Origin of the sequence: Leptolyngbya iicbica LK (genome assembly GCF_004212215.1) — a bacterium.
In the GTDB taxonomy this organism is placed as follows: domain Bacteria; phylum Cyanobacteriota; class Cyanobacteriia; order Phormidesmidales; family Phormidesmidaceae; genus Halomicronema; species Halomicronema iicbica.
The window spans coordinates 181,026-191,577 of sequence record NZ_QVFV01000007.1 but is presented as its reverse complement, the minus strand read 5'-3'; the positions used below and the strand labels follow the sequence as shown (position 1 = coordinate 191,577).

Genomic DNA, 10,552 nt, shown 5'->3' with positions numbered 1-10,552 from the left:
TCATGCTCACTCAAGGGCTGATGGTTCGTATCTTCAGCTTATGGCGAGTGAGCTTTTTTACTGACTGAGCGATTTATCAAACATCCTCTTAGGTAATTTTAGGTCGGGGTGCATCGCGCTGTAATCACAGGAGCCAGCAGAGTCGTTGCAGCGATGCTGGGAGTCGTCAATCGCCGGGGAACGGCTCACTCTGGACTCACCGTAATCGGCGTCCCGATCGCGAGCTTCTGGTACAGCTCCTGAATTTCGCCGTCGCGCATCCGCACACATCCATGAGAGACGGCTTGCCCCACCAGTTCCTCTTGATTCGTGCCGTGAATACCGATGTGATATTCGTCGTCGTAGGCAAACCCAATCCAGCGCGAGCCCAGCGGATTCTCGGGTCCGGTGGGAATGGCTTTGCCTGTGATCGGGTGCTTCCAGAGAGGATTTTCGCGCAGATCGAGGACGGAAAAATGTCCCACTGGGGTTTCCCAATCGGCTTGGCCCACGGCAATGTCGTACTGCTTGATCAGAGTTTCGCCTTCGTAATATTCCAACTTTTTAGGCCCGAGGCGAATGACCAGACGGGCTTCGCGCACCATGTTGGGCAGCGGCGACTGCCGCAGCAGCGTCGCCAATTGGCTGACGCGGGTCGGGCGGATGGGCGTCGCCACGGGGTCAGGCCGCGATCGCATAATGTGCCACTCGGCAGCCAGCAGCAATCCAGCGGCGCCAAAGCACAGCAACATCACACTGCGACGAATCGATGGATTAGTCAGCATGGCATCATGAGTTCCCTTATCTCTCAGGATACCGATGTTCTACTAAACCAATGCACGGAGACAAAATTTTCATGGGAGATCGCCAGGCCCAAGCCCCTGAGGATGAGCGGGGCCGTGGAGCTAGGGGGATGCTGGCCGATAATCGCCCAGCCTTTAGCCCGCGATCGCTTGCCTGATTTGTTCACCATCGAGACTGTGACCGATGAAGACCAATCGAGTTTGGCGGGGTTCTGAGGGTTTCCAGGGGCGATCGTAAAAATGGTCGAACCGCTGACCGACCCCTTGCAACACCAAGCGCATGGCTTTGTTGGGTACGGCCACGAACCCTTTGATGCGATAAATCTCTTGCTGCTGGACGAGCGTTTGTAAACGCTTGACCAAGATTTTAGGATCGAGGGCTTGGTTGAGCTCCACGCAAATGGAGTTGATGTCTTCGTCGTGGTCGTGGTCTGCTTCGTGGTCGTGGTGGCTGGGGCGACTGTCGAGGTGATCTTCCACCGCTGCGTTAAAGCCGAGCAGCACTTCGGGGTGAATCTTGCCCTGATGACAGGTCACGACTTTGATGCCCGTCGGTGCTTGGGCTTGTAGCCAGGCTTGCACGCGATCGCGCTCTGCCGCCGCCATTAAATCGGTTTTCGTCAGCAGCACCATGTCCGCGCAGGCGAGCTGATCTTCAAATAATTCTTCAATCGGTGTCTCATGTTCCAGGCTATCGTCAGCTTGGCGTTGCGCCTCCAAAGCGGCCAGATCGCCCACCATCTGCCCCTTCGCTAGGGCGTCGCCATCCACCACGGTCACGACCCCATCGACCGTTGCCCCAGTGCGGATCTCAGGCCAGCGAAAAGCTTGCACTAGGGGCTTGGGTAACGCCAGCCCCGATGTCTCAATGACGATCGCGTCAATCTCAGTTCGCCGCTTTAACAATTTCTGCATGGTGGGCAAAAACTCTTCCTGCACGGTGCAGCAAAGGCAGCCATTAGCGAGTTCCAAAATATTTGGATGAGTGGCATCCACATTCGGATCCTCATCGTCGCAGACCTGGCACGATCGCAAGATGTCGCCATCGATGCCAACTTCCCCAAATTCATTCACCAACACCGCGATGCGGCGTCCTTGATTGTTTTGCAGCAGATGCCGCACTAGCGTTGTTTTGCCAGAACCGAGGAAGCCAGTGACGACCGTGACGGGAATTTTATGCATATTGCTCAAGGGGTCGGTGAGTACGTGGGTGGGTATCAGAGTCAATGGATAGATACAAACGAGTCAGTTGGTGAGCTGACTGGGTGAACGACTAGCTTGGCAGCAGCCAGGGCAAAACCTGACCGTCCTGAACCTGCCGCAGGGCCATATTCTAAGCCTGAAGCGACGGGATTCAACGCACTCACCGCAAATCCGGCCCTGATGGTGGCGCGCTAATTCCAGGGAGCAAGAAGGGCGATCTGCGCGTGATGAGGGACCGGGTCCCTCTTAGTTTCTGCAACAAAGCTTGGGTTAGCCTTTAGGCACCCGGTCCCTGGCCGTTCTGCCAGTAGCCTGAGAGCCAAGTCAAGGGACCGGGTGCCTGCCACAACTCTATATGAATGAGAACGTCTGTAAACCAGGACTTTCTCTCAGCAAGATTGAGAGTGTGGCATAATTTCGTAGCTTGAGTGGGGCAGTGAGCCCCGCCTGACATGACCGACGAGCGAGGCGATCGCCCTCTATGCCGAATTCGCAGTTGCCACCGATACATCGTTATCTATGGGCACAGGGCACGGTAGCTGCGCCCTTATCAGCGGGCAGTTATTTGATGCAGCGCTATCAGGTCATTCGCTTTCCCCTGGTGCGCGATACCCAACCGCAGTTGCCGCCGCCAGCCTTAGCTGATGTGCCGCCTGAGGCGATGCCTTACCTGGCGTTGTCACCTTACCTAACAGCAATTCCCCGCCCTTTTACCCAGGTGACGCAGGCAGATGGCCAGCCATTGCTGCTGCTCGATGAGGTGCCGTTGCAAGCACCGCCCCATGCCGCTGCACCGCCTGACTTATTGCCCGCGCTGACCGAAGCCTGGCCCCAAGCGTCGGCGATTGAGCAGTTGTCGTGGCTGTGGCAATTGGCCCAACTGTGGCAGCCCTGTCTCGATCAGCAAGTCGCTCACTGTTTGCTGGACCCTGATTTAGTGCGAGTCGATGGTGAAGATGTGCGGCTATTGACTTTGACCGTTAAGTCGTCGCCCCTCGCCTTAGCGGATTTGGGGCAACATTGGCAGGGCTTGGCCCCTCAAGCTGCACCCGCGATTCGCGACTATTTGATGCGCTTAACCCAGGAGCTAGCCGCCGGTCGGGGACAGGTCAGTGGATTGGTGAATTCTCTGGCGCAAGCCCTCAGACAACAATCGGCGCAGCGGCAATACCCAGTGCAACTATCGGTTAAGTCAGATCAAGGGCCGACTCGCAATCGGAATGAAGACGCCTGTTTTCCGGTCAGTGGTACGACCCAAACGGTGCACCTCACTGCCAATACAGACTATCAGCTCACCCCAGCGCCGTTATTAGTCGTCTGTGATGGCATCGGTGGTCACGAAGGGGGCAATATCGCCTCGCAAACGGCGATCGCTGAAGTGACGCAAGCCCTCCAGCCGTTGCTGGTGCGCAATGGCACACCCCACACCGAGATTGTGTTGGCACTGAAACAGGCCATGTTGCAGGCCAATGAAGCGATTTCCCTGCGCAACGACGCTGATCATAAGCGGGAGCGGGGACGCATGGGCACCACCATCGTCATGGCGCTGGTATACGACGGGTGTCTATATATCGCGCATTTGGGAGACAGTCGGGCCTATCGGGTGCGATCGCACAATTGTCGGCAACTCACCCTGGATGATGATGTGGCCGCCCGCGACACCCGCCTGGGTCTGCGGCTCTATGCCGAAGCGCTACAGCAATCCGGCGCGGGGGCTTTGGTGCAAGCGCTGGGCATGGCCCCGACTCAGCATCTGCATCCCACCGTGCAGCTGTTTGCGATCGCCGCTAATAGTTTGATTTTGCTGTGTTCCGATGGCCTTAGCGATTACGATTTGGTCGATCAGCTGTGGGCGACGGAATTGCTCCCCGTGTTGACGGGCGATCGCGAAGTGGGGGCCACGACTCAGCGATTAGTCACCCTCGCCAACACCCACAATGGCCATGACAATGTCACCGTAGGACTGTTGCGCGTGAGTCCCCAAGCGGCGGCGACAGTTCAGCCCGTGCCCGTGCAGCTGGTGGATGTGCTCCATCAAGCCGCTCCTGATGTCACAGCCCCCTTGGTCACGGCCCCGGCAATGGCAACGGCTCCCACCACGCTGCGGCCCGTTGCCCCACCCCCAACCAAACCGAAAACAAAATGGCCGCTCATCATGGTCAGTGTGCTAATCGCGGCTGGGGTAGGCATTGCCGGAGCACTGGGGTGGCAATGGTGGCAACGCCGCGCCGCTGCGCCGTCGGTCGATGCTGAGTCCTCGGGCGGGTCAACCCTCTCGCCATCGGCTCCGCCCCCGACCGGAACGACCGCGATCGCCGATCTCGCCGTGGGTGATTTTCTCCAAATTAAAACCCTGGCAGATCCGACCGCTGCAGCCACCTTCGTGACGACCGCCTCACCTCCAGCCGCCGATGCCCCCGAGGCGATCGATACGCCCAAACGTTTGCTGACCGCCCAAACGGTGGTGCAGGTGCGTAGCCGTCAACAAACCCCGGCGGGTGAATTGTGGGTGCGTCTGCAAGTCTGCTCTACAGCGACGCCAGAACCCACTGGGGAAGCGACCGACGCACTGCCCTCGACGTCCCCTGAGAGCACGAGTCTTGAGCCCGCCTGGCCGATCGCTGCACCCGGCGATCAAGGATGGATCTTGCAAGCCGATCTCGCCACCTTTGCGGCTCCCTTACTTGACACATCTAGCCCTCAGCAGGGATTGTGTACTGACTAACGATCTCAGTCACGCTGGCAGGAGCCCTCCCAGTTGGCGGCGTTCGATTCAGGGCAGCCTGATCTACCTTACCTTCGCGTCTGTTTTCTTCCTCACGATTTTCGATGTCAGAGCCTACCCGTCTGCGTATTGCCATCGATCGTCTGGCGAATGCCACCACCCCCCACTACGCAATTTGGGTGGTCGAAGCCCCCTACCCAGGTGGCTATGTCCACCACGATCGCCCCTGGAGTGATGAACTCAATCAACTGTGGCAAAGCTGGCTTGAGCTTTTTTCGCTGCGGGGCTTACCGCCCGTGCCCCACGTCCCCGCTTCTTATGTGCCGCAAATGGTGACGCCCGAGTTGCTCAAGTCGCCCGATGGCAAGGTGCAGGGATATTCTGGTCGCTTGATGCAAACTCTGGGCGTCAAGCTCTGGCAGTGGCTCTTTGACGGCGCGATTAAAGGCAGCCTCGACCAAAGTCTGGGCATTGCCATGGGCCAGGGCAATCCCCTGTCTTTGTGTCTCGACATTCGCGACCCAGACCTCATCGGCCTACCCTGGGAAATCATGCAGCCCCAGCCGGGTCGTCAGGCCATGTCGTTAAACGAATATGTGCGGTTTAGCCGCACCACGAGCGATGTCGATCCCCTGGCGGAGATCCGTCTCGATCAGGAACTCAAGATTTTGCTCGTGCTGGGGGAACCGGATGTGCCCGGCGATCGCGACTCCGCCGACACCCTGCAGCTCGAAGCTGAGGCTCAACTGCTCAAGCGCATCTTGACCGGAGAAAGTACGTCTGGCCTGCAGGCCCGCACCGGCGCACCTTGCCAGGTGGATGTGCTCGTGCGGCCCCGCGCCAGTGAACTCATCAAGGCGATCGATCGCGGTGAATACAACGTCTTTTTCTACGCTGGGCATGGTGTGCCCGCGCCTGACGGCGGCCTCATTTATCTACAAGCCGAATCGACGCTGAATGGAACGGAGCTGGCCCAACTGCTCTTGCTCAATCAGGTGAAATTAGCCGTGTTTAACACCTGTTGGGGCGCGCGACCCGATCAGCAAGAGCAGCGACCGATTCCCCGCAGCAGTCTGGCCGAAGTGTTGTTGCACCATGGGGTGCCTGCGGTCATTGCCATGCGCGATGCCATTGCCGATGAAGAAGCCCTGAGCTTTATCCAGGTCTTTTCGCAAGCGCTGGCCGAGCGCAACTCCGTTGACCGAGCCGTCGCGATCGCCCGCCAGCAACTGCTCACCCTCTACAAGTTCAATCAACCTGCTTGGACGTTGCCCGTGTTGTATCGGCATCCCGATTTTGATAGCCAGGTGCTCGCCGACCAAGACACCGATATTACTCGCCTGCCCGGTGAAGCCTGTTCTAACACCCCGTTGGCAGTCATTCGCGCGGTCGATGAACCGCATTTAGCCTGGTATCTCTACGGCAGTATGCTGCGCATTGGTCGCCGCCCCGAAAATGACCTGGTGATCCCTGAACCCTGGGTATCGGGTCACCATGCCGAAATCTTTTGTCGACAGACGAATACCCCTGACGGGGCTCAGTCCATGGCCTACTATTTACGCGATGATTCGCGCTACGGCACGTTTTGTGAGCAGCAGGGCACCTGGCAGCAACTGCACCGCACCGAAATTTGTCTGCAATCGGGCACGCGCCTGCGTTTTGGCAGCCCCCAAGGGCGACTGATGGAATTTGTGGTGGAAGCTTAAGCCAGTTCCCGCCAAGATGGCTCTGGCGGCGAGTGATCGCCTAAACAAAGCAACCGAGAATCATGCCCGCTAGCAAGATGAAGCCGAGCAGTACATTTTGGCGAAAAATCTTGCCGTACAAAGACGGCGGTGGGTTGTAAAGACTGAGTAGATAGCCCTCACGGCCCCAAACCGCGATCGCTCCCACCCACGCCAGCCAATAGGGCCACCCCAAAGCCATGACGACGCCAACCGCCGCGAGCAACACCGCCGTTGCGACAAAAAAGAGAGTAACGGCCAGCGGTGTCCGTTTGCCAAAAAAAATCGCGCTGGAGTTGATGCCCAGTTGCTGGTCAAACTGGCGATCGGGAATGGCGTAGACCGTGTCGAAGCCCAGCGTCCAAACAATCACGGCGGCCCACAGCAGCCAGGTTGCTAGCTCCAGCGTGCCGGTCACCGCCGCCCAGGGAATCAGTACCGCAAAGCCCCAGGCGATCGCCAGCACCAACTGCGGCACCGGAAACACCCGCTTTGCCAGGGGATACAGCACAATCACCGGTACTGCCGCCACACAGAGCGCGAAGCTCAGCGGATTGAGATAAAAGGTGAGGCCATAGGCGCAGAGAAACATGAGGATGGCGAGGGCGATCGCCACTCGCACCGATAAGGCTTTCGCTGCCAGCGGTCGAGTTTTGGTGCGCTGCACCTGAGGATCAATGTCACGATCCCACAGGTCGTTGACGACACAGCCCGCCGCACTGGTGACTAAGCTGCCCACAATGATCACCCCGAGCAAGCCCACTGGCGGCGTCCCCCGTGCGGCCAAATACAAGGACCACAGCGCTGGCACCATTAAAATCAACCGCCCGGTGGGTTTATCCCAACGCATCAGCCGCAAAACAGCTTTCCAGGTGGGGTCGGGGCGAGGCAGATCGCGCGTTTCCATAGTCACAGCAACAGATTTCCACCCTTCAGCATAGCCCCGTTGGGGAATCTCGTTCCAAGGGGAAATATTAGCTTCCACCAAAATCAGGCCACCAAATATCATGCTTTAGTAGCGATATCACGCCGGCTTTGATGGCACTTAAGACAGATCTTGCGGCATCACCAACCATCGCCAAAGACTATTCAAAGGTCAGTCCAGCCAATTTGCCGTCATTTTTCAAGCCATGAAATCTTCATAAACCTGGCTTTCATTTCACGAGACACATCAGATATTTATGGTTAAAATAACCATAAGTCGCCCAAGGCTCGCTATGTCACTCTCTCCTTTACAGGTTTTGCCAGAAGATTACAGTTTGCTGACGGATCTCTATCAGCTCACCATGAGCGCCTGCTATGTCGGTGAGGGCTTAGATCAGCGGCGGGCCAGCTTTGAGCTGTTTACCCGCCGATTGCCGCCAAACTTTGGCTATCTCATTGCGATGGGGTTGACTCAGGCGATCGAGTACCTGGAAGCCTTTACGTTTAGCGATCGCCACCTTGAGCAGCTCCAGGCGACGGGGATCTTTGCCCATGCGCCCGCCGCCTTTTGGGAAACCCTACGCCACGCCAAATTCACCGGGGATGTGTGGGCGGTGCCGGAGGGCACTGCCGTCTTTGCCAACGAACCGCTGCTGCGCATTGAAGCGCCGCTGTGGCAAGCCCAAGTGGTGGAAACGTATCTGCTAAATACGCTCAATTATCAAACCCTGATTGCCACGCGGGCAGCTCGCCTGCGGGATGTGGCGGGTCCCGAAGCGAAATTGCTGGAATTTGGCACCCGCCGCGCCTTCAGTCCCCAAGGGGCGTTATGGGCGGCGCGGGCGGCGATCGCGGGCGGGCTCGATAGCACCTCGAACGTGTTGGCAGCGCTGCAATTGGGGCAGAAACCGACGGGCACCATGGCCCATGCATTAGTGATGGCGATCGCGGCCCTGGAAGGCAGTGAAACCGACGCTTTTGAAGCGTTTCATCGCTACTTTCCCGGAGCGCCGTTGCTGATCGACACCTTTAATACGGTGGCAGCGGCCCAGCACCTGGCCAACCAGCGCCAACAAGGACAAGCCGCTTTAGCGGGCGTGCGCCTCGATTCTGGCGATATTGCCGGGCTCTCGCAGCAGGTGCGCGAGCTGCTGCCGGATATCCCCATTTTTGCCAGTGGCGACATTGACGAATATGAAATTGTACGGCTAAAGCAATCTGGGGCCGTCATCGACGGTTATGGTTTGGGCACTCGTCTGGTCACGGGGAGTCCAGTTAATGGAGTTTATAAGCTCGTCGAAATTGATGGCATTCCCGTGATGAAAGAGTCGTCGAGCAAAGTCACCTATCCAGGCCGTAAACAAATCTTTCGGCAATATGCGGGCGATCGCGCCACGCACGACTTCCTCGCCCTCACCACCGAATCACCGCCCCCCGGAGCCCAGCCCTTGCTGCAACCCGTGATGCAACAGGGGCAGCTCATCACACCGTTGGAAGATTTGCCCGCGATCGCCCAGCGCACCGCCCAGTCGGTGGCATCCCTGTCACCAGCGGTACGGCAAGTGCAAGACCCCGGCCCTTACACTGTGGAGACGACGCCAGCGCTCGCCCAGTTAACCCAAGCCACTCGCCACCAGACTAAATCAACGGTACCCAGCGGGGGCCAGTCATGACCGCTCCACTACCAGCCTCATCCCCCAGCTGACTCAGATGGCTGCGTTCACTCACCTGCTCCCCACTCTCTTAATCGGTCTGCCCATGTTAGAAAAGCCCATGCAAATTGCCCTATTTGGAATGAGTGCCGACCCGCCCCATCGGGGGCATGGTCGGGTGCTGCGCTGGCTCGCCCGCCATTTTGACCATGTGGCGGTGTGGGCAGCCGATAACCCCTACAAGCAGCACCAGTGCCCACTGCGCGATCGCCAAGCCATGCTCAAGCTGATGATTCAAGACCTGCCCGTGCCCCCCGGTCGCATCGCGTTGTATGAAGAACTCAGCCATCGGCATAGTCTAGTCAGCGCCCAGCAAGCGCGGGAGAGGTGGCCCCAGGCCGAACTCACTTTGATCGTGGGGGCCGACTTGGTCGAGCAATTACCCCACTGGTACAAGGCGGCTGAGCTGTTCCAACTGGCCAACATCTTGGTCATGCCGCGCCCCGGCTACCGTCCCTCTGACCAAGCGCTAGCGGCGATTCGTCAACAGGGAGGCCAGGTGGCGATCGCCGAAACCCTCAAAACCTTTGAGGTGTCGTCGTCCTACTACCGCCAAACCGAAGACGCCCAAGCCTTACCGACCGCTGTTCGCGCCTATATTAACCAACGCAACTTGTATCCATGCACGGCAAGCTCCAAAGAAAAACAGGCCATCTCTTGAACGCCGAACCCCTGGCCGACTTTAAGGTCGGGGTCGACAACGTGATTTTCTCCGTTGATACGGATCAAAATCGGCTGCTCGTGCTGCTGGTCATGCGCCACGACGCGCCCTACTGCGGCTGCTGGAGCTTGCCCGGCACCCTGGTACGCCAGGGCGAATCGTTAGAAGATGCCGCCTACCGGGTGCTGTCCGAAAAGATTCGCGTCAACAACCTCTATCTCGAACAGCTCTACACCTTTGGCGGGCCGGATCGCGATCCCCGCGAGGAGGAGGATTCCTACGGCGTGCGCTATCTCTCAGTCAGCCACTTTGCCTTGGTGCGCTTTGCCGAAGCGGAACTCATTGCCGACGGCGTCAGCGGCATTGCCTGGTATCCCCTCGCGCAAGTGCCCACGCTGGCCTTCGACCATGCCGAGGTGCTCGCCTATGGCTACCAACGCCTCAAAAATAAGCTGGAATATAGCCCGATCGCCTTCGATGTCTTGCCGGATATTTTCACCCTGGGAGACCTTTACCAGCTCTACGTCACGGTCTTAGGCGAAGGCTTTTCCGACTATTCCAACTTTCGGGCGCGACTGCTCAAGCTGGGCTTTTTAGAAGACACGGGCAACAAAACCTCCCGAGGAGCCGGTCGCCCCGCCAGCCTCTACCGCTTCGACGCCGATGCCTTCGAGCTATTGAAAGATAAGCCGATGGTCTTTATTTAGCCGGCAATGGGGCCACATGACCCAAGCTGGATGGCGATCGCCCCTCGCATTCTCTGTGCATGACTCAGTTCGTGATCCAAGCGTTTAAGACATTCACTGTGTATCGGTAACTGT

General features: G+C 58.2%; 8 protein-coding genes. 5 read left to right on the top strand and 3 right to left on the bottom strand.

Going from position 1 to position 10,552, the window contains the following annotated elements; all coding sequences use genetic code 11:
- Positions 1-185: 185 nt before the first annotated feature.
- Together DYY88_RS20630 and cobW are read right to left on the bottom strand one after the other, a co-directional pair.
- A complete protein-coding gene (locus DYY88_RS20630; RefSeq protein ID WP_039727254.1) occupies positions 186-764 on the bottom strand; it encodes a L,D-transpeptidase in 579 nt (192 codons plus the stop codon).
- 153 nt (positions 765-917) lie between these two features.
- Positions 918-1,964, bottom strand: coding sequence for a cobalamin biosynthesis protein CobW (cobW, locus tag DYY88_RS20625; RefSeq protein ID WP_039727253.1), 1,047 nt, complete (start codon positions 1,962-1,964; stop codon positions 918-920).
- 502 nt (positions 1,965-2,466) lie between these two features.
- Here cobW and DYY88_RS20620 point away from each other — a divergent pair.
- On the top strand, positions 2,467-4,710 hold the full coding sequence (locus tag DYY88_RS20620; RefSeq protein WP_084607078.1) for a PP2C family protein-serine/threonine phosphatase: 2,244 nt from the start codon (positions 2,467-2,469) through the stop codon (positions 4,708-4,710).
- Positions 4,711-4,814: 104 nt separating this feature from the next.
- The gene (locus DYY88_RS20615) at positions 4,815-6,416 is read left to right on the top strand and encodes a CHAT domain-containing protein (protein WP_039727252.1); all 1,602 of its coding nucleotides are present in this window, start codon (positions 4,815-4,817) and stop codon (positions 6,414-6,416) included.
- A 40-nt stretch (positions 6,417-6,456) separates the two neighbouring features.
- Here DYY88_RS20615 and ubiA read toward each other — a convergent pair whose 3' ends face one another.
- On the bottom strand, positions 6,457-7,443 hold the full coding sequence (gene ubiA, locus DYY88_RS20610) for a 4-hydroxybenzoate octaprenyltransferase (protein WP_367889316.1): 987 nt from the start codon (positions 7,441-7,443) through the stop codon (positions 6,457-6,459).
- Between the two features lie 208 nt (positions 7,444-7,651).
- On the opposite strand from ubiA, the gene DYY88_RS20605 reads away from it, so the two are divergent.
- From DYY88_RS20605 to DYY88_RS20595, 3 genes are read left to right on the top strand one after another with little or no spacing between them, the layout of a single operon-like run.
- Positions 7,652-9,031 carry a nicotinate phosphoribosyltransferase gene (locus tag DYY88_RS20605; RefSeq protein WP_039727251.1) on the top strand — a complete coding sequence of 460 codons (1,380 nt, stop codon included), beginning with the start codon at positions 7,652-7,654 and terminating at the stop codon, positions 9,029-9,031.
- Positions 9,032-9,068: 37 nt separating this feature from the next.
- A complete protein-coding gene (locus tag DYY88_RS20600) occupies positions 9,069-9,731 on the top strand; it encodes a nicotinate-nucleotide adenylyltransferase (protein ID WP_052288451.1) in 663 nt (220 codons plus the stop codon).
- Positions 9,728-10,438: an NUDIX hydrolase gene (locus DYY88_RS20595; protein WP_367889315.1), complete on the top strand. Its 711-nt coding sequence runs from the start codon at positions 9,728-9,730 to the stop codon at positions 10,436-10,438. Before DYY88_RS20600 ends, DYY88_RS20595 begins: the two co-directional genes overlap by 4 nt.
- Positions 10,439-10,552 lie beyond the last annotated feature (114 nt).

Bases quoted from the DNA above. Each gene is read 5' to 3' on its own strand.
- DYY88_RS20615 (WP_039727252.1), top strand. From the start codon at position 4,815: ATGTCAGAGCCTACCCGTCTGCGTATTGCCATCGATCGTCTGGCGAAT.
- DYY88_RS20630 (WP_039727254.1), bottom strand. From the start codon at position 764: ATGCTGACTAATCCATCGATTCGTCGCAGTGTGATGTTGCTGTGCTTT.
- DYY88_RS20605 (WP_039727251.1), top strand. From the start codon at position 7,652: ATGTCACTCTCTCCTTTACAGGTTTTGCCAGAAGATTACAGTTTGCTG.
- cobW (WP_039727253.1), bottom strand. From the start codon at position 1,964: ATGCATAAAATTCCCGTCACGGTCGTCACTGGCTTCCTCGGTTCTGGC.
- ubiA (WP_367889316.1), bottom strand. From the start codon at position 7,443: ATGATATTTGGTGGCCTGATTTTGGTGGAAGCTAATATTTCCCCTTGG.
- DYY88_RS20600 (WP_052288451.1), top strand. From the start codon at position 9,069: ATGGCTGCGTTCACTCACCTGCTCCCCACTCTCTTAATCGGTCTGCCC.
- DYY88_RS20620 (WP_084607078.1), top strand. From the start codon at position 2,467: ATGCCGAATTCGCAGTTGCCACCGATACATCGTTATCTATGGGCACAG.